Origin of the sequence: Hyphomonas neptunium ATCC 15444 (assembly GCF_000013025.1) — a bacterium.
Classification (GTDB): domain Bacteria; phylum Pseudomonadota; class Alphaproteobacteria; order Caulobacterales; family Hyphomonadaceae; genus Hyphomonas; species Hyphomonas neptunia.
In genome coordinates, this window is sequence record NC_008358.1 from 1,582,629 (window position 1) to 1,608,604 (window position 25,976).

19 protein-coding genes and 1 riboswitch are annotated in these 25,976 nt (G+C 58.7%); of the genes, 13 read left to right on the top strand and 6 right to left on the bottom strand.

From position 1 onward, the window contains the following. Positions 1-38 precede the first annotated feature (38 nt). A riboswitch (molybdenum cofactor riboswitch) is annotated at positions 39-166 on the top strand. Next, positions 158-1,150: a GTP 3',8-cyclase MoaA gene (moaA, locus tag HNE_RS07695; RefSeq protein ID WP_011646568.1), complete on the top strand. Its 993-nt coding sequence runs from the start codon at positions 158-160 to the stop codon at positions 1,148-1,150. Its footprint overlaps the riboswitch before it by 9 nt. Here moaA and HNE_RS07700 read toward each other — a convergent pair. Continuing rightward, on the bottom strand, positions 1,147-1,920 hold the full coding sequence (locus HNE_RS07700; protein WP_011646569.1) for a transcriptional activator FtrB: 774 nt from the start codon (positions 1,918-1,920) through the stop codon (positions 1,147-1,149). The genes moaA and HNE_RS07700 overlap by 4 nt on opposite strands. Before the next feature lie 304 nt (positions 1,921-2,224). Here HNE_RS07700 and HNE_RS07705 point away from each other — a divergent pair, with 304 nt between their 5' ends. Genes HNE_RS07705 through HNE_RS07750 form a run of 10 tightly spaced genes read left to right on the top strand, consistent with a single transcriptional unit; the run spans position 2,225 to position 15,827 of the window. Further along, positions 2,225-4,960, top strand: coding sequence for a nitrate/nitrite transporter (locus tag HNE_RS07705; RefSeq protein ID WP_011646570.1), 2,736 nt, complete (start codon positions 2,225-2,227; stop codon positions 4,958-4,960). 15 nt (positions 4,961-4,975) lie between these two features. Beyond that, entirely contained in the window at positions 4,976-8,710 is a 3,735-nt protein-coding gene (locus HNE_RS07710; RefSeq protein WP_011646571.1) for a nitrate reductase subunit alpha, read from the top strand. Next, positions 8,707-10,236, top strand: a complete 1,530-nt coding sequence (gene narH, locus HNE_RS07715) for a nitrate reductase subunit beta (RefSeq protein ID WP_011646572.1) — start codon at positions 8,707-8,709, stop codon at positions 10,234-10,236. Before HNE_RS07710 ends, narH begins: the two co-directional genes overlap by 4 nt. A gap of 3 nt (positions 10,237-10,239) precedes the next feature. Further along, entirely contained in the window at positions 10,240-10,923 is a 684-nt protein-coding gene (gene narJ, locus HNE_RS07720) for a nitrate reductase molybdenum cofactor assembly chaperone (protein WP_035591605.1), read from the top strand. Next, positions 10,920-12,122 carry a hypothetical protein gene (locus HNE_RS07725; RefSeq protein WP_011646574.1) on the top strand — a complete coding sequence of 401 codons (1,203 nt, stop codon included), beginning with the start codon at positions 10,920-10,922 and terminating at the stop codon, positions 12,120-12,122. The genes narJ and HNE_RS07725 overlap by 4 nt, the downstream gene beginning before the upstream one ends. Before the next feature lie 24 nt (positions 12,123-12,146). After that, positions 12,147-12,917: a respiratory nitrate reductase subunit gamma gene (gene narI, locus HNE_RS07730; RefSeq protein ID WP_011646575.1), complete on the top strand. Its 771-nt coding sequence runs from the start codon at positions 12,147-12,149 to the stop codon at positions 12,915-12,917. Continuing rightward, positions 12,914-14,032, top strand: a complete 1,119-nt coding sequence (locus HNE_RS07735) for a peptidylprolyl isomerase (RefSeq protein ID WP_011646576.1) — start codon at positions 12,914-12,916, stop codon at positions 14,030-14,032. The genes narI and HNE_RS07735 overlap by 4 nt, the downstream gene beginning before the upstream one ends. A 31-nt stretch (positions 14,033-14,063) precedes the next feature. Next, positions 14,064-14,624, top strand: a complete 561-nt coding sequence (locus tag HNE_RS07740; protein WP_011646577.1) for a hemerythrin domain-containing protein — start codon at positions 14,064-14,066, stop codon at positions 14,622-14,624. Then, a complete protein-coding gene (gene can, locus HNE_RS07745; RefSeq protein ID WP_011646578.1) occupies positions 14,621-15,259 on the top strand; it encodes a carbonate dehydratase in 639 nt (212 codons plus the stop codon). The genes HNE_RS07740 and can overlap by 4 nt, the downstream gene beginning before the upstream one ends. Beyond that, a complete protein-coding gene (locus HNE_RS07750; protein WP_267878708.1) occupies positions 15,252-15,827 on the top strand; it encodes a molybdenum cofactor guanylyltransferase in 576 nt (191 codons plus the stop codon). Before can ends, HNE_RS07750 begins: the two co-directional genes overlap by 8 nt. A gap of 305 nt (positions 15,828-16,132) precedes the next feature. Here HNE_RS07750 and HNE_RS07755 read toward each other — a convergent pair whose 3' ends face one another. Next, complete coding sequence (locus HNE_RS07755) at positions 16,133-17,245, bottom strand: ferritin-like domain-containing protein (RefSeq protein WP_011646579.1); 1,113 nt, start codon at positions 17,243-17,245, stop codon at positions 16,133-16,135. 278 nt (positions 17,246-17,523) lie between these two features. Here HNE_RS07755 and HNE_RS17920 point away from each other — a divergent pair, with 278 nt between their 5' ends. Beyond that, positions 17,524-18,150 carry a TetR/AcrR family transcriptional regulator gene (locus HNE_RS17920; RefSeq protein ID WP_011646580.1) on the top strand — a complete coding sequence of 209 codons (627 nt, stop codon included), beginning with the start codon at positions 17,524-17,526 and terminating at the stop codon, positions 18,148-18,150. Between the two features lie 40 nt (positions 18,151-18,190). Here the strand turns inward: HNE_RS17920 and HNE_RS07765 are convergent, their stop codons facing one another. From HNE_RS07765 to glp, 4 genes are all read right to left on the bottom strand, one after another. After that, on the bottom strand, positions 18,191-19,321 hold the full coding sequence (locus tag HNE_RS07765; RefSeq protein WP_225907951.1) for an acyl-CoA dehydrogenase family protein: 1,131 nt from the start codon (positions 19,319-19,321) through the stop codon (positions 18,191-18,193). 424 nt (positions 19,322-19,745) lie between these two features. Beyond that, entirely contained in the window at positions 19,746-21,356 is a 1,611-nt protein-coding gene (locus tag HNE_RS07770; protein ID WP_011646583.1) for a GMC family oxidoreductase, read from the bottom strand. Next, on the bottom strand, positions 21,356-22,645 hold the full coding sequence (locus tag HNE_RS07775; protein ID WP_041298857.1) for a 3-hydroxyacyl-CoA dehydrogenase: 1,290 nt from the start codon (positions 22,643-22,645) through the stop codon (positions 21,356-21,358). Before HNE_RS07775 ends, HNE_RS07770 begins: the two co-directional genes overlap by 1 nt. 201 nt (positions 22,646-22,846) lie before the next feature. Next, positions 22,847-24,055 (bottom strand): molybdopterin molybdotransferase MoeA, encoded by a 1,209-nt coding sequence (glp, locus tag HNE_RS07780; RefSeq protein ID WP_083759046.1) that lies wholly within the window; start codon positions 24,053-24,055, stop codon positions 22,847-22,849. Positions 24,056-24,588: 533 nt separating this feature from the next. On the opposite strand from glp, the gene HNE_RS07785 reads away from it, so the two are divergent. Next, positions 24,589-25,956, top strand: coding sequence for an alpha,alpha-trehalose-phosphate synthase (UDP-forming) (locus tag HNE_RS07785; protein WP_011646585.1), 1,368 nt, complete (start codon positions 24,589-24,591; stop codon positions 25,954-25,956). Positions 25,957-25,976 lie beyond the last annotated feature (20 nt).

A 25,976-nucleotide genomic window follows, 5' to 3' on the forward strand; every position in this document is an offset into this window, starting at 1 on the left:
CGAGCGTCAAAGACCCTGGGCGGCACGCAGCATAGCGTGTTGGAAATTCGCTCCGAGCCGTTCCGCCTAAAGCGCCGTTTCCCGGTGTCATGGCGGCCCGGCCGAGGGTGGCAGTTGGAAACCCTGCCGCCTCCCGTGCTTGGAAAGGAGCCATGCGATGACACATCCCGGCGCAGTCGCGACGGATGCCTTCGGGCGCAGGTTCAGTTACCTGCGGCTGTCGGTTACAGAAGTCTGCAATTTTCGATGTACCTACTGCTTGCCGGATGGATACCGAAAAACCGGTTCCATGGACTTTCTCGCCGCAGACGAGATTGAACGGCTCGTGCGCGCCTTCACCGGGCTTGGCATCCGTAAGGTCCGGCTGACAGGCGGCGAACCGACTGTCCGGAAGGATCTGACGCAACTGATCGCCCGCATTTCAGCGACGCCGGGGGTTGAGAAAGTCGCCCTGACGACAAATGGCTGGAATCTGCCTCGCCGTATCGATGAGTGGGTTGGGGCGGGGCTGACCAACCTCAATGTCAGCATAGACTCCCTCGACAGGGAGGCCTTTCATCGCATTACCGGCCATGATCGTCTAGCGGATGTGCTTGCTGGACTGGAGTGCGCGCTGGCCTTGCCTCTGAAGACCGTCAAAGTGAATGCCGTGCTGTTGCGGGACGGGCTTGAGGAGGATTTTTCGAGCTGGACAGAGTTCGTCCGTGAGCGTCCCGTCTCCGTCCGTTTCATCGAGCTGATGCGGACAGGGGATAACAAGACGTTCTTTGAGGCGCAGCATGTGAGCGGCCGGATCCTGCGCCAGTGGCTGGAGGACAATGGCTGGACAGCAAAAGCACGCGGGGAAGATGACGGACCGGCGACCGAGTTCACGCACCCTGGTTATGCCGGCCGGATCGGTCTGATCGCGCCCTACGGGCCGGGCTTCTGCGATGGGTGCAACCGGCTCCGCGTCACAGCGCGGGGACAACTCCGGCTGTGCCTTTTCGGACAAGGCGGACGCGACCTTCGGGACCTGCTCGGCTCAGATGATAGCACCCAAGTTCTCAAGTCGCGGATTGTCGAGGCTCTGACCTTCAAACCTGCAGCGCACAATCTTCACACCGCCAATCCCGGCGACATCAGAAATCTGGCTCAGACCGGAGGCTAGTCGCTCTTCGTGTCTAGCAGGCCCTGCTGTCGTTCGGTGAAGGCCTTGCCTTTCGTGTTGCAATCCTGCGCATAGTGGTTGTCGATCAGTGGGGTTGGGCGTGCGAGCCGCTCGAGCGCGGCCACATTGTCGAACCGGACATGAGCGCCTTCGACACTCACCCCTTTGTCCGAAAGCTTGGAGAAGGCCCGGGAAAGGTTTTCTGGTGTCATGCCAAGAAGGGCGGCCAGGACGCGCTTCTCGTGCGGCAAAACGATTGTGTTCTTTTCACCCTGACGGACACGCTGGGTGAGCAGATAGTTGGCGAGCCGCTCGGTTGAGTCCCGCAGCTTGTGGTTCTTGATGGAGCGCACCAGCCCGCGATAGCAGCCGGCAAGTTCTTCTGACACGGCAAACCCGAAAGTGGCGTCCTCTTTCATCGACCGCCGCAGGGAATCGCCCGGCACCATCAGGATTTCGGAACGCTCCAGCGTGACAGCGCTCATGAGTGAATCCGACTCAAGCACGACCGCCGCCAGGATAAATGTTGAAACCGGCCGCAGAATCGCGAGCGTTGTGTCCTTCGATTTCCAGCCAGCGCCCAGTTCGACTGCGCCTTCCAGCAGGATGTAAAGGAAATCGACGGGATCTCCTTCCATCAGAAGCGTCGTATTGGCCGGAAAACGCTGGAGAAAAGCCCCGGTCATCGCTCTTGCGAAGGTCGGATCATCGGCCTGCTTGAAGAAGGAGATGTTTCTTACGCGCTCTGCATCTGCGCTTCGAATGGTCATATCGTCCTCCTGAACCGCCGGGTGACTTTCGCGGCGTTGCTGCTTGCAGATCGGGTCTGACGGGGTGCTGTGTTTTTTTGACCCTGATGGTGAGCTTGATAAAAGTCAAGGCAGCTGATGACGACTTTCCGTGTCCCATTCGGCGCAGATCAGGCCTTGGGCATGGCTTCGTCAGGCGGGCTCAGATTGATTTCAAGCCAGGCGCAAAAGCGGACATCCGCCAAGAAAGCGCTTCACAATTATCAAGGCACAGGCGCCCCACTGCTGACACCTCTGGACCCCGAACACGAGACGCGGGGGCCATATGCCACTTTCCACTCCAACGCCCGCAAAAGGCGCCGGGCGCGCCCTGGGCCTGACGACATTTGCTTTTACGGCCTGTTTTGCCGTGTGGACGATCTTTGCCATTCTCGGCTTGCAGATTCAGAAGGAACTCGGGCTCTCCGAGACTCAATTCGGACTGCTCGTGGGCACTCCGATCCTGACCGGATCCCTTTCCCGGCTGTTCCTTGGAATATGGGCTGACCAGTTCGGCGGCCGAATTGTCAATCTCGCCGTAATGCTGCTGTCAGCGCTGGCGACCTGGCTTTTGACATTCGCAACGACCTATCCGGAGTTTCTCCTGGCGGCGTTGGGAATAGGCATTGCGGGCGGATCTTTCTCCGTCTCGATCACCTATGTCTCGAAATTCTTCCCACCGGAAAAGCAGGGGTCTGCTCTTGGGATCGTCGGCGCCGGCAATGTAGGCGCAGCGGTCACGAAATTTGCGGCGCCCATCGTCATGGCCTCGATGGGCTGGAAGGGTGTCGCCAATGTCTGGGCGATCGCGCTCGTGCTTGTGGCGCTCGTCTTCTTCTTCCTGACGTCTGACGATCCTGAGCTCGCCGAGCGCCGCCGCACGGGCGCAAAGCCACGCAGTTTTGCCTCCCAGTTCGAGCCGCTCCGCAATATCCAGGTCTGGCGCTTCTCGCTTTATTACTTCTTCGTGTTCGGCGCGTTCGTTGCGCTGGCGCTCTGGCTCCCGCGCTATCTGATCGGCGTTTATGGCTTCGATGTGAAGACAGCCGGTATGTTGGCAGCGGCCTATTCGATCCCGGCTTCCATTTTCCGGATTTATGGCGGGCACCTCTCCGACAGGGTCGGCGCGCGGACCGTTATGTACTGGACATTCCTCGTCTCAGTCGTGGTTACCTTTTTCCTGTCTTACCCGCCGACTTCCTATGTCGTCGATGGCGTGCGCGGGCCAATCAGCTTCCGGCTTGCCACAGGTCCGGTCGCCTTTGTGATCGCGATCTTCGTGCTCGGCTTCTTCATGAGCCTCGGCAAGGCAGCGGTCTACAAGCACATCCCGGTCTATTATCCCAAGGACGTCGGCGCTGTCGGTGGTCTGGTCGGGCTGATGGGCGGGCTCGGTGGCTTCGTCCTTCCGATACTGTTTGGTGTACTGAATGACCTGACCGGCATCTGGACGAGCTGCTTCATGCTGCTGTTCCTGATCGTATCGGCTTCGCTGATCTGGATGCACCTTGCTATCCGGCACATGGAGCGCGAAGCGGCCGGCGCAACGCTCGATTCCCTGCCGCAACTGCCGGAGATGCAGCCCATTCATGGAGAGCGCGAAGCCCGGGCGCTGGCGCCTAAGCTCATCGAGGACTGGCGCCCGGAAGAGCCCCAGTTCTGGGAGGAGACCGGCAAGAAGATTGCCAGCCGCAATCTCTGGCTCTCGATCCCAGCCCTGTTCCTGTCCTTCGCTGTCTGGATGGTGTGGTCGGTAGTTGTCGCCAAACTGCCGCAAATCGGATTTGCCTACACGACAGACCAGCTTTTCTGGCTCGCTGCATTGCCCGGCCTGTCGGGGGCCACGCTGAGGATTTTCTATAGCTTCATGGTGCCGGTGTTCGGCGGACGGCTGTGGACGACGCTGACGACCTGGTCCCTCATGCTCCCCGCGCTCGGGATCGGTTTTGCCGTTCAGAACCCCGAAACGCCCTATTGGATCATGCTTGTGCTCGCATTGCTGTGCGGCTTCGGCGGCGGGAACTTCGCATCGTCGATGTCAAATATCGGCTTCTTCTATCCTAAGCGTGAGAAGGGAAATGCGCTCGCCATGAATGCCGGGCTCGGCAATCTGGGGGTCAGCGCGATGCAGTTTCTCGTGCCTCTTGTCATTACTGTCGGCGTGTTTGGCTTTCTCGGCGGGCAGCCACAGGCAACAGAGGAGGGGGGAGAACTCTTCCTCCAGAATGCCGGATTTATCTGGGTACCCCTCATTATAGCCAGCGCCTTTGCCGCCTGGTTCGGAATGAATGACCTGTCCAGCGCCAAGGCATCCTTCTCAGATCAGGCCGTTATTTTCAAACGCCGGCACAACTGGATCATGTGCTGGCTCTACACGGGAACGTTCGGCTCTTTCATCGGCTTTTCTGCGGCCTTTCCGCTGCTGACGAAAACGCAGTTTCCGGAAATCAACGTTCTGCAGATTGCCTTCCTCGGCCCCCTGGTCGGCGCATTGTCCCGCTCCTTCACCGGATGGATCGCCGACCGGTTTGGCGGCGCACGGGTCACGCTCGCGGTCTTTGTCCTGATGATGGTGGGTACAGTCGGGGTCCTCTACTTCCTTGCCAACAAGGACGCACCGGGAGCTTTCATAGGGTTCTTCGTCTCCTTCATCGTCCTTTTCTTTGCAACGGGGGTCGGAAATGCCTCGACCTTCCAGATGATCCCAGCGATCATGCGCAAGGAGATTGACCGGCTGGAGCCGCAGATGAGTGGAGCCGACCGTCTGCGCCAGGCCGAAAAGGAAAGCGCCGCCATCACTGGCTTTACCAGCGCCATCGCTGCGTACGGAGCTTTCTTCATCCCGAAGAGCTTCGGTATGTCGCTTGCCGCCTCTGGCAGCGCCGCACCTGCGCTCTACGGGTTCCTCGCCTTCTATGTCTCCTGCCTTCTCGTCACCTGGTTCGTCTATGCGCGCCCCGGCGGTCTCCTCTTCGATGTGGAAAACCGCAAGCGCTCCGGACCTGCAACAGCCGCTGCCTAAAAAGGAACCTTTTCCATGAGCCATACACTCGACAGACTGACTTTCTTCCGGCGGCAGACTGAGACCTTTTCCGGCGGACACGGCGTTCTCAATGATGAGGACCGTACTTGGGAAGAGGCGTACCGGAACCGCTGGCGCCACGACAAGATCGTGCGCTCAACGCACGGCGTGAACTGCACCGGCTCGTGCTCCTGGAAGATTTATGTCAAAGGCGGCATCGTTACCTGGGAGACCCAGCAGACTGATTATCCCCGGACGCGAGACGATCTGCCAAACCATGAACCGCGGGGATGCTCGAGGGGCGCAAGCTACAGCTGGTATCTCTATTCAGCTAACCGGGTTAAATATCCGCTGATCCGGGCCCGGCTTCTGAAAGCCTGGCGGCAAGCCCGCAAGACTATGCAGCCCGTGGCGGCCTGGAAATCCATTCAGGATGATCCGGCCAAGCGCGCAGACTATGTGACGCGCCGCGGCATGGGCGGGTTCGTCCGGGCCCGCTGGGATGAGGTGAATGAAATCATTGCCGCAGCCAACGCGCACACGGTCAAGCAATGGGGCCCGGACCGCGTGTTCGGCTTCTCGCCCATTCCGGCGATGTCGATGGTTTCGTACGCAGCCGGTGCGCGCTATCTCCAGCTCATCGGCGGGGTGACTGGCTCCTTCTATGACTGGTATTGCGACCTGCCCCCTGCGAGCCCGCAGACCTGGGGCGAGCAGACCGACGTTGCCGAAAGCGCTGACTGGTACAATTCCAATTTCCTGATCCTTTGGGGCTCGAATGTGCCCCAGACGCGCACGCCGGATGCGCACTTTTACACCGAAGCCCGCTATAAGGGCGTCAAATCAGTCGTGATCTGCCCGGATTATTCGGAAGCTTCTAAATTCTCCGACCTCTGGCTCGCGGCCAAGCAGGGCACCGATGCAGCGCTCGGGATGGCTTTCGGTCACGTCATTCTGACGGAATATCACCGTGACCGAGAAGTCCCGTATTTCCGTGACTATGTGCGCCAGTACACCGACCTGCCGCTGCTCGTTCGCCTCGTGCCGCAGGAAGACGGCTATGTGCCCGAGCGCCTTTTGCGCGCCTCCGATTTCGACAAGTCCCTTGGCGAGGACGCCAATCCAGACTGGAAGACCGTTGCGATCGACGAGACAACCGGCAAGGTCGTGGTGCCGAACGGCTCTATCGGGTTCCGTTGGGGCGACAAGGGCAAATGGAACCTCGAGGAGAGGGAAAGCGGCGGAGCTGACACGAAGCTCCGGCTCGGCCTGAAGGGGGCCGAGGACGAGGTGGCCAAGGTCCGCTTCCCGTATTTCGCCAATACCGCCTCGAACGGCTTTGCCTCCACAGATCATCCGAGTGTCCTGACGCGCAATGTCCCCGTCAGAAGGATGAAACTCGCAGACGGCACAGAGACACTGGTCGCCTGTGTCTATGACCTCCTGATGGCTAATTATGGCGTCGATCAGGGCTATGGCGGCGAGCATCTCGCCAGTTCCTATGATGACATGGAGCCCTACACGCCGGCCTGGGCTGAGGCCATCACCACTGTGCCACGCGCGAACATCATTGCCACGGCCCGTGGTTTTGCCACCAACGCAGAGAAGACCAGGGGTAAGTCGATGATCATCATCGGCGCAGGGATGAACCACTGGTACCATATGGACATGAACTACCGCGCGGTGATGAACATGCTCATCCTGTGCGGGTGCATCGGACAGTCCGGCGGCGGCTGGTCCCATTATGTGGGGCAAGAGAAGCTCCGTCCCCAGACGGGGTGGGCGCCGCTTGCCTTTGCGACCGACTGGGTACGTCCGCCGCGCCAGCAGAATTCGACTTCCTTTTTCTATGCGCATACAGATCAGTGGCGTTATGAAACGGTTCCGGTCGATGAGATCCTGTCTCCAACCGCCGAAGCGGGTGACTGGGCGGGTAGCTTCATCGACTATAATGCCAAGGCCGAGCGTATGGGCTGGTTGCCATCGGCCCCGGCGCTGAAGACCAACCCTCTGGAAGTGGCCGCGAAGGCCAAGGCCGCCGGGCAGGAGCCGAAGGACTATGTCGCCGCGGCGCTCAAATCCGGTGAGTTGGAAATGTCCTGCATGGACCCGGACGATCCGCATAACTGGCCGCGCAACATGTTTGTCTGGCGCTCCAACCTGCTTGGCTCTTCCGGCAAGGGGCACGAATATTTCCTCAAGCACCTGCTCGGCACCGATCATGGCATCCAGGGCAAGGATCTTGGCGAAATGGGCCATGACAAGCCGCGCGATGTGGCCTGGCATGACCAGGCGCCGCGCGGAAAGCTCGACCTGCTCGTTTGCATCGATTTCCGCATGTCCACCACAGCGGTCTATTCCGACATCGTTCTGCCGACGGCCACATGGTATGAAAAGAATGATCTCAATACCTCCGACATGCACCCCTTCATCCACCCGCTGGGAGCTGCGGTGGACCCGGCATGGGAAAGCCGCACTGATTGGGAAATCTTCAAAGGGCTCGCCAAAACCTTCTCCGAGGTGGCCCCTGAAGTGCTTGGCGTCGAGACCGATGTCGTCCTCTTCCCGATCCAGCATGACAGCCCTGGCGAAATGGCGCAGACCCATGGCGTCAAGGACTGGTACAAGAGGGAATGCGAACCAATCCCGGGCAAGACCATGCCTACGGTTGTCGCTGTTGAGCGCGACTATAGCCAGATCTATGCGAAGTTTACGTCGCTCGGCCCGCTCATGGACAAGCTCGGCAATGGCGGCAAGGGGATGGCCTGGAATACTCAGCATGAGGTCGAGAAGCTTGCCTCGCTGAACGGCACGGTGCTTGACGAAACCGTCGCTAAGGGCCGTCCAAAGATCGTGACGGACATCGACGCCTGCGAGACCATCCTGATGCTCGCGCCGGAGACGAATGGAGAAGTGGCGGTCAAAGCGTGGGAAGCACTGGAAGTGCAGACCGGGCGCGAGCACACACACCTCGCAAGGCCGAAGGAGGACGAGAAGATCCGCTTCCGCGACATCGTCGCCCAGCCGCGCAAGATCATCACCTCGCCAATCTGGTCAGGGATCGAAAGCGAGCATGTGAGCTACAATGCCGGTTACACAAACGTCCACGAACTGATTCCATGGCGCACGCTGACCGGACGTCAGCAGCTCTACCAGGATCATGACTGGATGCGGGCGTTTGGTGAGACGCTGGTGGTCTACAAGCCGCCGGTCGACCTGAAGACGCTGCACGTGAAGGGCGACAAGCCAAACGGCAATCCCGAGATCACGCTCAACTTCATCACGCCCCACCAGAAATGGGGCATCCACTCGACCTATACTGACAACCTCCTGATGCTGACGCTGAACCGCGGCGGGCCGGTCGTCTGGGTGTCCGAGACCGACGCGAAGCGTGCCGGGATCATCGACAATGACTGGGTCGAGGTCTTCAACGCAAACGGCGCTCTGACAGCCCGGGCGGTTGTCTCCCAGCGGATCCGTGAAGGAACGATGTTCATGTATCATGCGCAGGAGAAAATCGTGAACACGCCGGGTTCGGAGATAACTGGCAAGCGGGGCGGTATCCACAATTCCGTCACCCGCGCAATTCTCAAACCCACACACATGATTGGCGGCTACGCACAGCTTGCCTATGGCTTCAACTATTACGGCACGGTCGGATCGAACCGGGACGAGTTCATCATTCTGAGGAAGATGAACAAGGTCGACTGGCTCGATACCCCCGCCGCTCAAAAGGAGGGCGTACAATGAAAATCCGTGCACAAATCGGTATGGTCCTGAACCTCGACAAATGTATTGGTTGCCATACCTGCTCAGTGACCTGCAAGAATGTCTGGACCAGCCGGGAGGGCGTTGAATACGCGTGGTTCAACAATGTCGAAACCAAGCCGGGCATCGGGTATCCGAAGGATTGGGAAAACCAGAAGCGCTGGAATGGTGGCTGGCGGCGCAAGAAGAATGGCCGCATAGAACCCAGAATGGGCGCCAAATGGCGCATTCTGGCGAAGATCTTCGCCAATCCGGACCTGCCCGAGATCGACGACTATTATGAGCCGTTCGATTTCGACTATGCCCACCTTCAGACCGCGCCGGAGATGAAAGCGTTTCCGACCGCGCGGCCACGTTCAAAGATTACCGGCGAGCGGATGGAAAAGATCGAATGGGGTCCGAACTGGGAGGAAATCCTTGGCGGGGAATTCGAGCACCGTAGCGCAGACTATAATTTCGAAGGCGTCGAGAAGGCGATTTATGGCGCCTTTGAAGAAACCTTCATGATGTACCTGCCGCGCCTGTGCGAGCATTGCCTCAACCCGACTTGCGTTGCGGCGTGCCCGTCAGGCGCGATCTATAAGCGCGAGGAAGACGGCATCGTCCTGATTGATCAGGACAAGTGCCGCGGCTGGCGGATGTGCGTCTCGGCCTGCCCGTACAAGAAAGTCTATTACAATTGGGAGAGCGGGAAGTCGGAAAAATGCACCTTCTGCTATCCGCGTATGGAAGTCGGCCAGCCGACGGTCTGCTCTGAAACCTGTGTGGGTCGCATTCGCTATCTTGGCGTCCTCCTCTATGACGCCGACCGGATAGAAGCAGCCGCCAGCACCCCCAATGAGCAGGATCTCTATCAGGCGCAGCTTGACGTGTTTCTTGACCCGAATGACCCGAAAGTGATTGAGCAAGCCCGCGCTGACGGTGTACCAGAAGCCTGGATCAAGGCGGCTCAGGCGAGCCCGGTCTACAAGATGGCCATGGAATGGAAGGTCGCCTTTCCGCTGCACCCGGAATACCGGACCCTCCCCATGGTCTGGTATGTGCCACCGCTCTCTCCGATCCAGTCGGCAGTCGCAGCCGGGGCCCTCGAGACCGATGCGGAAATGCCGGACGTCGCCTCGATGCGCATTCCGGTGCGCTACCTTGCCAATCTGCTGACCGCCGGCAAGGAGGAGCCCGTTGTTGTGGCGCTCGAACGGATGATGGCAATGCGCAAGTATATGCGCGCCAAGACCGTGGAGGGCGTGATCGACCATCCGACGGCGGAACGCGTCGGTCTGACAGCCCGTCAGATTGACGAGATGTATCGCTACATGGCGATCGCCAATTATGAGGACCGCTTCGTTATTCCGACGACACACCGCGAAACAAGCGAAGATGCTTACGGCCTTCGGGGGGATTGTGGCTTTACATTCGGCAATGATTGCTCAGGCGGGCGCACCGAACTCGGTCTGTTCGGTAAGGACAAGCGTCCGCGTGCCAAAACCAAAACACCTATGGAGATGTGAACGATGGCCATGACCTATCGGGCGCTTTCGCGCCTATTGTCGTATCCCGAACCGCAACTTCAGACCGAAGCGAGCCTTTGTGTGGAAATTGTCCGGAAAGAGGGGCTTGTGCCTGACCGAATTGTCAGTGCGCTCGGCAAACTTGCCGGGCATATCGAGGACAGTGAACTCTATGAGGCTCAGGCAGCCTATGTCGAACTGTTCGACCGGACCCGGAGCGTGTCGCTTCACCTGTATGAACATGTTCATGGCGAAAGCCGGGAGCGGGGACCGGCCATGGTCGGACTTGTTGAGCTCTATCGGGCTCATGGTCTCGAAATGGAGGTCAGCGACCTTCCAGATTATCTGCCTGTCTTTCTCGAGTTCCTCTCTATCCTTCCTGATGCAGAGGCAGCATCCCTGATCGGCGAGGCAGCACATGTACTTGAAGCGATCGCGGAACGTCTGAAGAAGCGGCAGAGCCCCTACCGGGCAGTCTTTTCCGCTTTGATAGAGATTTCGGACCGCCCGGCCGATCGTGCCGCCGTGGCTGATCTGCTCGCGATTCAGGATGATGATCCTAACGACCTCGACGCTATTGATAAGGCCTGGGAAGAAGAGGCTGTCACATTCGGTCCTGAAACGGAGAGTGATGGCTGCCCGAAGGCTCAGGCCATGCTCAACACGATGCAGGGCACGCGGCAATGAGCAATCCCGGATCAGCAGTCTGGCTAACGAGCCTCGCAGCGCTGGCGCTCCTCCAGCCAGCCGAAGCACAGGGCGCAGACGCCGGTTTCAAACCCATTCTCGATCTGCGGCTGCGCGCTGAACAGGTCGATCAGGACGGGACTGATAAGACTACGGGACTGACCGTGGCGGGACGCTTTGGTTTTGAAGCAAACAGTGGGGATGGCTGGGGCGCGCTCATTGAAGGCGAAGCCGTCGGACACCTCCACGACGACTTCTCTGATACAGTCGACAATCGTCCCGGGAAAGCCGTGATCCCGGACCCGGAGGCCCTGGAACTTAACCGGCTTCAGATCAGCTGGACGGGGAAGACAGCGAGCTCTGTTCTGGGGCGCCAGCGAGTGATCTTTGACGATGCGCGTTTCATCGGCAATGTCGGCTTCCGTCAGAATGAACAGACCTTCGACGCGGTCAGGTTCGGGCTTTTTCCCACGGGGACGGTGACGGCTGACTATGTTTACATCGACAAAGTGCACCGCATCTTTGGAGATGAGAGCGCTGCGGGTGAGTATGAGAGTGACTCCCACGTCTTCCGCCTGCAAACCAATACGTCATTCGGAAAGTTTATCGCAACGGGGCTGTTCCTGAATTTTGACGAGTCTGCGCCTGCCTCCGGGCAGACGCTGGCTATGGCCTGGTCGGATAGCTGGGAATTTCAGTCGGGCACGTTCGACCTCAATGCGCGGTTTGCCCAGCAGGGCGCATACAATGACCGGGGACCCGCCCAAGACCTTGGCTATCAATCCTATGGTGCGAGCTTTGCGCGGGACGACCTTGCTGTCTTCGGAGGGCTCGAAGTTCTCGAAGGGGTCGCAGGGGAGGGCTTTGCAACGCCCCTCGCGACGCTTCATGCCTTTCAGGGGTGGGCTGACGTTTTCCTGACGACACCGGCAACAGGCATCCGTGACCTCAGCATCGGACTGAAGCGCGGCGGGCTGAAAGTGATCGATCACGCCAAGCCCGCGAGCTGGGCGGTGATCTATCATGACTTCGAGAGTGACAATGGCCGTCTTTCCTACGGATCGGAAATCGATGCGGTCTTCCGGCTGCCGGTGAATGACTGGCTGACCCTGGAAGTGAAGGGAGCAGCATTCCGGGGTGCCGATACCGGTCCAGCAGATCGGACAAAATTCTGGCTGGCGCTGGAAACGCGCTTGTAGCCAACCAAACAGAGGAGGCCAGACATGGCTCAGGAACACGCAGTTACCCTTGTCAGCGCGGGCTGGTTCGACCAGGCCATGTTTGGCTACTACCCCTATGTCGCGCTTGCCGTTCTCGCGATCGGATCGGTGCTTCGCTTCGACCGGGAACCCTATACATGGCGGTCTGGCTCCTCGCAGCTCCTGCGGCGCAAACAGCTGATGCTCGGCTCCGTGCTTTTCCATGTCGGCGTGCTGGTGATCTTCGGAGGGCACTTCGTCGGCCTTCTGACGCCTATCCAGGTCTTTGACGCGGTAGGTATCAGCCATGGTGCCAAGCAGGTGCTCGCCATCGTGGCCGGCGGGATCGCCGGCGTCCTCGCTATTCTCGGAGCGTTGATCCTCCTTCATCGGCGCCTGTTCGATGCGCGGATCCGTGCGACTTCGCGCTTTGGGGATACGGCGATCCTGGCGCTTCTGACTGCGCAGCTGGCGCTCGGCCTCTCAACGATTCCTTTGTCGGCGCAGCACCTTGATGGATCGGAAATGGTGAAGTTCATGTCGTGGGCTCAGGGCATCTTCACATTCCGGCCGGGCGCTGCCAACTATGTCGCCGATGTCCACTGGATCTTCAAAGCACACCTGATCCTTGGGCTGACTATATTTCTTGTCTTTCCATTCACCCGCCTAGTCCACATGTTGTCCGCGCCGGTCTGGTATATGGGGCGCCGTGGCTGGCAGCTGGTCCGCACACGCCGCGACATCCATGCAGACAAGGCCAACGCAGCCGCAACAGCAGCACGGAGAGTCTCATGAGCCCGCAGGCGGCCGTCTTCTTTGGCGTAGAAGTTCCTGAATCCCTCCTGGCGACAGAGCTTCAGCACCACCGGGCCCCTACGCTGTCGCAGGCGCGGGCCCTTGCTGGGCGGGCGCTCGCAGCCAAAGCGGTCCTTCTGGCGCGGGGCCGGGAACTTGATCTCGTTGCTGAACCCGAGCGTAACTCCGAAGGTCAGGAGGAGACACCGGAGGAAGCGCTCATCCGCGCCGTGTTGAATGAAGAGGTCGATGCGGATCCTGCTGCCGATGAGGCCGTGCGCGCAGTCTATGATGGCAATCCGGAGGGATTCAGGTCGCCGCCGCTTTTGGAAGCGTCTCACATCCTCGTCCCTCCTGCGGATGCGAGCGAGGAAGCGTACCGTGCGGCGCGCGAGAAGGCCCGAGCATTGATTGCTGACCTGCAGGCAAACCCGTCGGGATTTGCGAGGATGGCGGCAAGCAGGTCGGCCTGCCCGTCGGCATCTGAAGGCGGCAGTCTCGGTCAGCTTCGTCCAGGAGATGTCCTGCCTCCTATCTGGACGGCGCTTACCAATATGGAAGAGGGGACAATAAGAGCCGAGCCGGTCGCAACCGAGCATGGCTGGCATGTGCTTCGCCTTGACCACCGATCCGATGGGGAACGACTGCCGTTCGACTATGTGCGCCCGCACATCGCGCTCCAGCTTGAGGCGAGGGCGTGGACAAAATCGGCTGCCTTGTATGTAGACCGGCTCCTTGCTGAGTCCGCCGCCAATCCCGGGCTCTGCCTGTCGGACAATGGGCGTCTGGACGACCGCAACGGTATCGTCGCTCGGGCTGACGGATTGCTCGGCAAGGCACTGTCAGATGTGCAGATGGCATATGGTGCCCTCAGCGAGGCTGCCCGTGGGCGCCTTGATGCTGCAGCCTCCAGAGAAAACGCAGCGCCAACTGAGTGCCTGAGCAGAGTGATCGGGACGTTCCTTTCAAAGGCCAATGACGAAGCCTGGACGCAGCTTATTTCCCGGTTGCGCGACAGCCAGGCGCCGTTCTCGGACTGCCTCGACCTGATCATATCCCATCAGCTGCCCTCGCAGCACGCAACACACACGCTCATCAGAATTAGAAACGGGTAGCCGGCGGCCGCTGAAGAAAAGGATGCAGGTCATGGGTAGCACAGGGAAATTCCAGCCGATCGAACCGATCCCGGCCGACCTTCTGCAGGAGCCGCTGATCTGGTTCTTTGCAGAACACTACCGTCATCGCGATCTATGCGCCCGGCTGCTTTCGGCAATGCAGTCGGTCGTGTTCGATGAGCCTGCTTTGCGCGAAATCTACCGCTTTCTCGATGAGGACCTGCCTTTGCATGTTATCGACGAGGAAGATGATCTTTTTCCATTGCTGCGCCGGCGCTGCGAGCCTGATGACCAGATCGGGAAGGTACTGGGCATGCTGTCGGCTGAGCATGCGAATGACATGAGTGAAGCCGCCGCCGTGAAACAAATCGTGGCGACTGCCCTTGCTGAACAGAGAGGACTTGCCTGCTACAAAAACGCTGTGCAGGTTATTGAACCATTCTGCTTTCAGCAGAAGCGTCATATCGCGGTTGAAAATGCAGTTGTTCTTCCGATTGCGCGGCATCGCCTGACTGTGGAAGACTTGGATAATCTTGCGCGCAGACTCGCTGCGCGCCGTGGCCTCAACGATCCGTTTGCGGATGCCTCATGATCGGAACACTGCTTAACAACAATATGAACTGGGCGAGCGCGAGAGTTCGGGCAGACCCTGGATTCTTCCGCCGGCTCTCTGCACAGCAGGCGCCGGAATATCTCTGGATCGGGTGCAGCGATAGCCGTGTACCTGCCAACGAAATTGTCGGGCTCGACCCGGGCGAACTCTTCGTCCACCGAAACATCGCGAATCTGGCGCCGCCGCGCGACATCAATTTTCTTGCTGTCCTTCAGTATTCCGTCGAAGTTCTGAGAGTGCGCCATATCATCGTTTGCGGGCATTATGGGTGTGGCGGTGTCCGGGCTGCCCTCGATACCGAACGTCGGGGCCTGATCGACCACTGGCTTCAGCCAGTTTCTGATCTTGCGCACAGACACGCCGGTCACCTCGATAAGATTTCTGATTTTGATACCAGGGTGAATGTCGCCTGTGAGCACAATGTCCGGGCGCAGGTCGAATATCTCGGTCGCAATCCGTTTGTGACGGATGCCTGGCGGCGTGGTCAGAAGATAGCAGTCCATGGATGGATTTATTCCATCCGGGACGGTCTGCTGCGCGATCTGGACCTCACAATCGAACGTCCCAAGGATGTTGACCGTCTTTCAGCGAAGGCCTGGTTTCCGGATGGATAGAGTCGGAGTCGCCATTCTCGCAGGCGGGCAGGGAACACGGATGGGCGGCAGGAAGCCGGAACGGCATTTTCGAGGTCGCCGGTTGATTGATCCCGTGCTTGATCGTGTCTCAGCTTGGGGCGTACCGGCAATCATCTGTGTGCGGAAGCACGGGCAGGTAGCTGCCAATACATTCGGTCAGATACTGGACCAGCCTGAGATTGAGGGGCCTCTGGCCGGCCTGCTTTCAGCGCTCGCATGGGCCTCCAGTACAAACCTTGATCTCTTGCTCACCCTGCCATGTGATGCACCTTTTCTGCCCGAAGACCTACTCTCAGAATTGAAGCATGCCTCTCTGGATGCTGCGAAGCCGGCGGTCGCGGCGTCAAACGGGCAGCGCCATCCGACATGTGCGATTTGGCCCGTGGACACTTTATTGTGCGTGACGACTTATGCCGGGTCAGGGCGTCGCAGCCTGGCTGGTGCCCTGGATGCCTGCGAGGCCATCGACGTTTGCTGGCCCGACGGCCAAGTAGATGTGTTTGCGAACATCAATACGCCCGAGGATATCATCCGGCTGGAGCTTTGATGCCCATCGGGAACACCCGCCGTACGAATGTCAGATCTACGTATGCACTGCGCACAACTATCAGCAAAATAAAAAGCGGCCATTCTCGCTTATGTTGCGCCGTCTGGCCTTATAGCGTCTTTGAACTGCGGGCAGGGAGGTTCTTCTGCCTCCCGAAAGCCCTTGGGTAAGCTATGCAATGCCATGGCGGAGCCTGCTGGCGGCCCGGGCAAGGCCTGCCAGCATCTTCGCTCATCTGAACTTTCTTTCGTGTCCTCACTTTCCAGGCCGAAGTGACGGCCCAAGTTGTTAGTCTATTGCCTTATTTATTCAGCAGCGACCGAAATGGGACCCGTGTCGAGCGGGCGTTCGAGGGAGTTCCAGTCGATCTCCGCATCTGTGGCAGCGTTTTCATAATGCAGAACGCCAAGCGCCTCGAATTTGGGCTTCACACTATCAGTCAGGAGGCCGACCCGTTTGAGATTGGGAATCATCCGCTCAAAGAGGAAGTTTCGGAATGCCTGCCCTCCTGCGGAATCGATCGATGCGCGCCGGGCTTCTTCCCGGTCAAACCCGAACTCCTCCTCGACGATGGTTGAGAACAGCCTCTCCCGCATGATTGCGCAGGCTTCGAACGCGAATTGGGCGCGCTCCTCGATTTGCTCCTCCGGGAGCGCCTTGATCCAGTCTTCAAGATAGTTGACCCCGAACGCAACATGCCGGCCTTCGTCACGCATCACGAGATGCAGGATCTGCCGCAATAGCGGATCCCGGGTTGTCTGCGACATGGTCTGGAATGCCGCAAGGGCGAGGCCCTCAATCAGCACCTGCATACCGATGAATTTGAGGTCCCAGCGGGGGTCTGTAAGAATCTTGTCCAGAAGAAGCTTGAGGCTAGGATTGACGGGGTATTCGACCCGGCAACGCGTTCGCAGGTACTTGTTAAAAACCTCCACATGCCGGGCTTCATCGAAGGTCTGTGAGGCAGCGTAAAGCTTTGCATCATAGGTCGGCGCACACGACACGAGTTGCGAGGCGACCATCATGGCGCCCTGCTCGCCGTGGAGAAACTGGGACAGAACCTGAGCCAGAGAGCGCCAGGCATATTCGTTCCGCTGCTCTTCGCTCATTGCCTGATAGACCGGATGGTCATGAAGAGGATTAAGCCCGGCCTGCGAAGGGCCTTTGGACTTGTCGAAGGGAACCTCCCAGTCGACATCGAGCTCCGCATTCCAGTTGAAGCGCTTTCCCAGCTCGTAAAGGCGCCGGATCTTGGCGTTGGCGCTTTCATAATCCCAATTGTAGGACCCAGTCAGCGGTGTGTTAAATATTTCACGGACGATTTCGACGTCCTCCGGTGTAAGCCGGTCGGCAAGTTCTCCGGGGTCTTCAAATGTCCGCGGCTCTGTTGGTGGCCCGGAGACGAGTTTTACCTTCATCTGTGTTTCTCCCTGATCCCGGAGCTTTCTCTGTCGGGCTCCGTTGAACAGAGATTATCGAAGAAGAATCTCAACTAAATACGGAAAATGACGTATGCGTCACTTTTGAAGGGTGTGGCATGTTGCGCGAATGAATGGTCAGGAAAGCTGCGGCGAGACGAATGCCGGATGATGGGCCGCCGTGCCTGTCATCCAAGTAGGAAGTGCTGGTCCCTGCCTTTTCTGAAACTTAGCATCCCATCGAGAGAGATCGGAGTAACGCAGTGTACAGAGTAAAGATGTCACAGTCAGAAAGGCGACTTCTGTCGGAAACTCAACTCCTGTCTGCTGCTTGCCAGGTGGCCCTCAAGGAAGGCCTGCAACGGCTGACATGCGAAGAGGTGGGACGCCTTGCCGGGTACAGCAGGGCGCAGGCTTACCAGCGATTTGGCTCGAGAGAAGGGCTGCTGGTCGCGGCTGTTCGTCATCTGCGGCTCCATCGCCGGAATTTCTGGGAGGCGCGGACTACCGACAATCCGACCGGGCTCGACGCGTTGATCGAACATGTCTCTGTTCATCTTGAGGGCATATCTTTGAATCTTGAGATGGCGGCTTTCTTCCAGGTTGTGCTGCACCACCCGCAGGATCTCCAGGCGCTGCGCAGCGAGGTGGCGATAGCGAGATCCGAACTCCTGGATGAGTTGAAGGCTTTGATCACGTCAGGCCTTCGCGACGGTTCCATCGATGCGCAACGCAACAGTGAGGAGGACTCTGTCCTGCTCCTCGGTCTCATGCTTGGAATTGCAACGGAGTTTCTCGTTGCTCGCCGGGATGACGAGTTGAGATGCCTCAGGACTCGCGGTGAGGAGATGATCCGGCTTAGCTTTTCGTCTGCTGACGGCCATTTGCCAATGATCCGGCACTGATGTTTCAGCTATTTCGCCAATGCATGCAGGGCAACTTACTCTAAACCAGAGAGCGATACAGGATATTGCGATGAATTTCGCTGGTGCCCGAGTAGATGCTGGCGGCGCGAGTGGCGAAGTATTTGGCGAGCGCAAAGTCCCCATCGGGGTCACCGTCAAGTCCGACTTCTGTGATGGCTTGATGAAGCTCGGTGGCAATGAGTTTCAGCATAGAACTAGCCGCGCCAGCGTTGATGGGGATGTCGCTCGAACCGATCCTGTTCTCCAGCATTTCAAATGCATCAATACGCATGGAGTAGTCTGACAACCGCAACAGCAAGGCAGGATCAGGATCCGGTACCGACCTGACCGATCTGAGGGCAGCGCGCAGCGCCCGGCGTATCAGGCCAGTGGTTGTATTGTTGGATCTGGCTATAGCCATAAGACGCTTCGCGGTGCTCCAGCCATCCCCTATGTCACCGATGCGGTCGTTTACAGGGGTTCTGACCTGATCGAAAAAGACCTCATTCGTCTCCGCTTCGCCATCGATAAATCGGATCGGTCTTATGCTGATGCCCGGCCGGTCGAGCTCTACGAGAAGGAATACCAAGCCGGCGCCTCCAAGGCTTTCCTGGTCGCTTCTGGCGAGGAGAAACATGTGAGTTGCGTAGCTGGCAAAGCTTGTCCAGATCTTGCTGCCGCTCAGAACGAAGTAATCGCCGTCAAGGTTCGCCCGCAGCGTAAGCGCGCACAAATCAGAACCGGCTTGCGGTTCGGAAAAGCCCTGGCACCATTCATGATCTCCGCTGAGGATTTTAGGCAGGTAGCGAGCTTGTTGTTCCGGTGTGCCTTCTGAAATGATCAGCGGTCCGATCGTACGGACTCCAGATGATTGAACAATCGGTGCGTCGCGTTCTGCGCAGGCATTTTCAAAGTACAGCCTCTGTGCGTCGTTCCATCCAGCGCCGCCAAATGCCGTTGGCCAAAGTGGGGCAGCCCAACCGCGGTGATACAGCTTCTCAGCCCATTCCTTACAAGCGTCGCGGGCTGATTTAAGGCCCGTCGTTGCGCGGCCTGCCATGCGCATTTCCGGTGTTAGCTCACGGTCGAGAAAATCGATCACTTCAGCGCGGAAGTGCGCTGTTACCGCGTCGGAACCTGACCCGTCATTGCCTCTCAAATACATAGCCATGTCTGGTCTATCAGTACTGATGGCGCTCGGTGACTGAGCATTCACAGGGAGCGTACTTGAAAGCGATAAACGAGCACTCCGTAGTATTACGAAGGGGAGTGCGCCAGTGCAGGGTTGGACCCAAAGATGCGGCATCGAATTCAGAGGTTCGAAAATGGGATACAGAATGGATACAAAGTGAGATACATTTCAAAAGAAAACGCAGAGCAACCAGTTGTTTATATTGAAAAATACGGGATAGTTAGACGCGCGTCACTCGCGCCATTTTTGGACATCTCCGGACAATTGTGCGCGAAAGCATGGGGTTCTATCCCCGTGCGCTGCGCGGCATTCCGGAATTCTCAAGAATTCTGCATGCGGTGAAGCCTCGTAGACCGGCGCTTTAGTCAGCGCCGCCGCGAATGGGTGAGCCCTGCAGCGCGCCTCAGTTCATAATCATGGCGGCGCCCTTTGCCGCAATCATTATGGTGGGCGTATTTGTATTGCCCGATGTGATTTCAGGCATGATCGACGCGTCAATGACACGAAGCCCGCCGATACCCCGCACACGAAGCTGAGCATCGACGACGGCCATCGGGTCATCATCACGGCCCATCCTTGCGGTGCCCACAGGATGGAAAATGGTCGTGCCGATCGCCCCGGCGATCTCTGAGAGCGCCCGGTCATCGGCAATGCCGGGAACAGCTTCCTGCGGATCAAAGCGTTTGAGCGCCGGCTGTTGCATCAGCCGCCGGGTCAGCCTGATCGCATCGGCGGCGACACGCCGGTCTTCCTCCGTGCCAAGATAGTTAGGATCGATAACGGGCGGGGCCCCTGGTTCAGCGGATTTTATGTTTACCGTTCCGCGCGAGGTTGGGCGCAGATTACATGCTGCGATGGTGATGGCGGGATACCGGTGCAGCGGCTCGCCGAACCGGTCCAGAGACAGTGGCTGGACGTGGAACTGAATGTTGGCCCGCGTCTGGCTCTCGTCCGAGCGCGCAAAAATGCCCAGCTGAGACGGCGCCATGGTCAAAGGCCCGCGCCGCCGGATGGCATAGTCCAGACCCATCGCCGCTTTGCCAAACAAGGAGTAGTAAGTCTGGTTCAGCGTAGGCGTTCCGGAGACCTTGTAAATGGCGCGCTGTTGAAGGTGGTCCTGCAAATTGGCGCCAACACCGGGCCGCTCTGCAACCGGTTCAATTCCCGCCCGGATCAGAACCGGAGCGGGACCAATACCCGAACGCTGGAGGATTTGGGGGCTGCCGATTGCGCCAGCGCATAGAATGACTTCCGCATTGGCTCGCGCGGTAAAGCGCTGGCCGTGCTGCCGGAATACAACGCCGGTGGCGCGTCCTTGATCCAGTGTCACTGTTTCCACAAGGGTCGCGGTTTCCAGGCGCAGATTGCTGCGCGTCAGGACGGGTTTCAGAAAACCGCGCGCCGAAGACCACCGCCGCCCTGCTTTCTGATTCACATGGAAATAACCTGAGCCAGTATTATCGCCGGTATTGAAATCGGGGGTTTTCGGAATGCCGATTTCCTCCGCCGCATTGCGGACGGCGTCGAGGATGTCCCATTTTACCCGTGGCGGTTCGACTCGCCATTCTCCGCCGGTGCCATGAAATTCATTTTCGCCGAGGAAATGATCTTCGATTTGCCGAAAGACGGGCAAAACGTCATCCCAGCCCCAACCGGGCAACCCGCTGTCGCGCCAGGCGTCATAATCTGCTGCCTGGCCGCGCATCGAGATCATGGCATTGATTGCGGACGATCCCCCTATGACCTTGCCGCGCGGATAGGCGAGGGTTCTGCCATTCAGGCCCGGCTGCGGTGTGGTTTCAAACATCCAGTCGCAGCGCGGATTGCCAATGGCAAAAAGATACCCGACGGGAATGTGAAACCAGATCCAGTTATCCTTGCCGCCCGCTTCCAGAAGCAATACCCGGCGGGATTTATCTTTCGACAGACGATTTGCAACGACACATCCCGCCGACCCGGCGCCGACGACGATGTAATCATAGTCGCCGGGGTAGGGCGTGGCTGCAGTGTCCATCAGCCGGGAAGCACATCGATGAAGCGGCCGCCGTTCTTTGCGAGTCGTTGAAGCGTGGCGCTGGGCGCAAAGCGTGCCTCTTCTGCGCCAAGGCGTTCCATTGTCGCCAGAACCGCTTCTGCGCCTACCATGTCTCCATACAGCATTGGCCCGCCCTTATCGGCGGGCCAGCCATAGCCGTTGAGCCAGACAATATCGATGTCGGAGGCACGCTGAGCCTTCTTCTCCTCAAGGATTTTCAAGCCCTCATTGATCATCGGGTGAATGCAGGCGGCGATGATCTCGCTGGGCGCAGGGGCAGAGCCGGCGGCAACGCCGGTCACTTCAGCGATAATTCTGGCCGTCACGTCTGACGGGATCGGGCGGCGGTTTTCATCATAGTCGTAATAGCCTGCGCCGGTTTTCTGGCCGCGACGATCCAGTTCGCACAGGGCATCGCGGATGGGGTTTGCCGTTTTGGCACCTTTCTTCCAGCCAATGTCGAGACCGGCCAGGTCAGACATCTGATACGGACCCATGCGGAAGCCGAACTGATTGAGCGCGGCATCCACATCCCACGGCATGGCCCCCTGAGATACCAGCTTCTGAGCTTGCGCCTGCCGCGCGAACAAAATGCGGTTGCCAACAAAACCGGGGCAGACCCCGACCAGGGTCGCTATCTTGTTGATGGTCCGGGCCAGATCCATGCAGGTCATGATCACGTCATCAGCGGTGTGATCGGCGCGTACAATTTCCAGCAGCTTCATGACGTTGGCAGGCGAGAAAAAGTGTAGCCCGATGACATCCTGCGGGCGCGCCGTGACGCTGGCAATCTCATCAATATCCAGTGCGGAGGTGTTCGTGGCAAGGATTGCGCCCGGCTTTGCGATACGGTCCAGGTCCGTAAAAATCTTCTTTTTAAGGTCCATGTCTTCAAACACGGCTTCGATGATCAGGTCGCAGTCTGCAAAGGCCGTCATATCCAGCGTTCCGGACAGGCGGTCCATTCTTTCGCCAACCTCTTCCTGCGGGAAACGCCCATTGTCGGCGCTGCGCTGGTAATTGCCCCGCACCACGGCGAGGCCGCGATCCAGTGCTTCCTGTTTCTGCTCCAGGATGACCACCGGAATGCCAACACTGGCGAAGTTCATGGATATTCCGCCGCCCATCGTGCCGGCCCCGATCACACCTACTTTGGCGATGGGCCTGCGGGGCGTGTTGGCGGGCACATCCGGTACGATCCAGGCATCGCGGCCAGCCTGGGCAATATAGGCGGAAACTTCTTCAGGCGTCATGGATATGGCGGGCATCGTTTTGGTCCTCCGAACAATGGGCTGCGCCATCCTAAGCTGCGACATTCAGTTTGGGAAAGTCCGGCCCGCGTTTTTTGGCGCATCGCCCAGTTTTGACGGGACTGCGCTCTGACGAAAATGCGGTTGTGGCCACGCGATCTCGACGATCAACGTGGCGCGCAGCGATGCTGACTGGTGTAAATCAGTATGCCGACTTTTTTACCTGATCATCAGGCAATCGACTATTGATCCTTCCGGTGCGGCCGGGGCGTTGGCGGGCCGGTGGATCAACAGATCTGCGGTCAGAAACGGGCGCAGGAGCGAGCTGTCCTGATTTATCGCTGGCGTGCAGGTCAATCGGCCGTCTTTTTCTGTCTCTGCGGCGCCGCGAAGGAATGTCTCCCGGCTACCGGGCGGCTCCAGCGGCCCGGTCAACCGGGCGCGGCGCCAGACGAGCGCGTCGTTGCCCGCGCGCCCCGTCAACTGCCAGATCAACGGTTTCAGGAACAGCTGCGCGCAGACCAGCGCGGAGGCGGGGTTGCCCGGAAGGCCGAGCACATAGGTGTTGTGCAGCTTTCCAAACCATGTCGGCTTACCAGGCTTGAGCTTCACTTTGGAGAAGACAGGCTCCAGACCTTCTTCGGCAAAGGCTGCCTGCATGTGATCATGATCTCCCACCGAGGCGCCGCCGAGCGGGATGATGACGTCAACACCATCGGCTGCCTGAATGCGGGCGCGGATCGCCGCTGGATCATCCGGCGCGATGCCGAGGTCCACAAACTCTCCGCCCCAACTGGTAATCAGCGCCTCCAGTGCAAACGGGGTGGAGCAGATAATCTCGCCTTCTGCCAGCGCGCTACCGGGTGGGCGCAGCTCATCGCCATTGGCCATTACCGCAATTCGGGGCCGGGGGTAGGCCCTGACCTCTGCGTGGTTGGCCGCCGCAGCGATGGCAAGTTCCGCTGCGCCGAGCAGGCGGCCGGCGGGAAGCAGCAGGTCCCCTTCGCGGAAATCGATCCCTGCGGCTCGGATGTTGCTGGGTTCCGGCTGAGATGCCGTGACAGTGATCTGGTCGCCGTCGCGCATTGTATCTTCCTGAATCACCACATGGTCGGCCCCTCTGGGCACGACCGATCCGGTAAAGATACGCACCGCTTCACCGAGCCCCAATGCGCCGGTAAAAGGCCTGCCCGCTGGCGCCTCACCGATCACACGTAGCGAATTGCCGAGGTTGGCATCGCATTGGCGCACAGCGTAGCCGTCCATGGCTGAGACAGCTGCCGGGGGTTGGGTTATCCGGGCGTGTATAGGGACTGCCAGCACTCTGCCGTGCGCCGCTCCAAGGGAAACCGCTTCCGGTGCCATTGGCGCCGCTATATCGATGATCGCAGCAAGCGCTTCTATCCGGGTCCGCATTTCGTCCTCCATGAGCAATCAATGAGATAGCCCGGCCTAACACGCACGCCAATGACAACAGTCTCAGAGGGCGTCAAGCTGCGGGACCTCACGGGTGTTGCCTTCTCTGAACTGAAACGACCGTGCACGAATTAAATATACTAAGACGCCCTGGGAGTGATGTCCTGAGGCCCTGCAGAGTATTGCGCTTTAAGCCGGGCCGGAGACGGGCTGTCTGCTGATGCTGATCATCCTGAAACAACGGAGGCCACCTATGCTGAAAGCTGGCAACATCCTATCGAGCGTTTGCAGACCTAACTTAAACCAAGACGTGCGATATTTCTGATTCGTCTCATTATGGAGCGATGCCAGTGGCTGCGTGGCTGCCTTAAAAAATTCGGTCAGATGAAACCGGGGGCACTCCGGAGCGTTGGTTTCCCTCTTACCCAAATTGCATGCAGATGACCTGCCTACAAGGGATAACCCATGCGGACGGGTGGACATGATGGAGCGAAGCTGACGTAATCAAACCTGATCAGATAAAGCAGTGAGGAATTGGAGCAAATTTGGGACGCCTGGTAGCAATATCCAACAGAACGGCCGCCGATGCCGGCGCGCAGGCGGGCGGGCTTGCTGTGGCCGTATGGGACGCCCTCAAAGCGACAGGCGGATTATGGGCAGGCTGGTCCGGCGATATTGTCAGCGACTCCCCAGGCAGCAAACAATTTGAATCAGAAGACGGCGTTTCTTTCCTTCTGACCGACATGACAGAAGACGAGCATGACGGCTTTTACCTGCGCTATTCCAACAGCACGCTTTGGCCAATATTTCACTATCGGGTAGATCTGGCGACGTTCGATCGCGGTGCCTTTGACCATTATCTCGCGGTAAACGAGCGATTGGCAAACCTCACAATTGAGCATCTGCGCGAACATGACATGGTTTGGGTGCATGACTACCATTTCCTCCCGATGGCCGATGCGTTGCGCCGGGCCGGATGGAAGGGGCGCACCGGATTTTTCCTGCACATACCGTTTCCCACACCAGACATGTTCCGCGCTCTTCCAGAGCATAGCTGGCTGGCACGCGCGCTTTGCCAGTTTGATCTGATCGGCTTCCAGTCCGAATCCGACCGCACGAATTTCGAACGTTATCTGGTCGACAGCCTGGATGCAGATGCTTCTGAAGCGCCGATTTATACTGTCGCAGGCCGGAGAGTGCGTGTGGGTGTCTATCCCATTGGAATTGATGCTGCCGCTTTTGAAGAAGCCGCTCGAAGCCCTGCGGCCGGGGACGCGGCTGCCCGCATCGGACGTTTCCTGGGAAATCGCGATCTCATCATCGGTGTGGACCGGATGGATTATTCCAAAGGGCTGCCTCAACGATTTGAGGCCGTTGGCGCATTTTTTGACAACCATCCGGAGCTGCATGGCAAGGTGTCGGTAACGCAGATTGCGACCCCCTCACGAACCAAAGTGGAAGAGTATCGCCAGCTGCGCTATGAACTCGATCAGCTCGTGGGACGTATCAATGGAGATTATGGCGATCTCGACTGGATACCATTGCGCTATCTGGCGCGAAGCTATTCCAGAGATGAATTGGCCGGCCTCTTCCGCATCGCACGCGTAGGGTTGGTTACGCCGCTTCGGGACGGGATGAACCTCGTGGCAAAGGAATACGTGATGGCGCAGGACCCGGAAGATCCCGGCGTTCTTATACTTTCAGAATTCGCTGGGGCCGCGGAACAACTTCACGAAGCGCTGATCGTAAATCCCCATGACCGCTCGACATTGGCGGAGACCATCCGGATCGCGCTGACTATGCCTCTTGAGGAACGAAAACGGCGATGGGAGGCCCTCCGCGATGTTGTAAGGCGGACAGATATTGCGTGGTGGCGGGACCTGTTCCTGAACGACCTTCGCGCCAAAATCTGATCGCTCGCTTTCGACCTTTA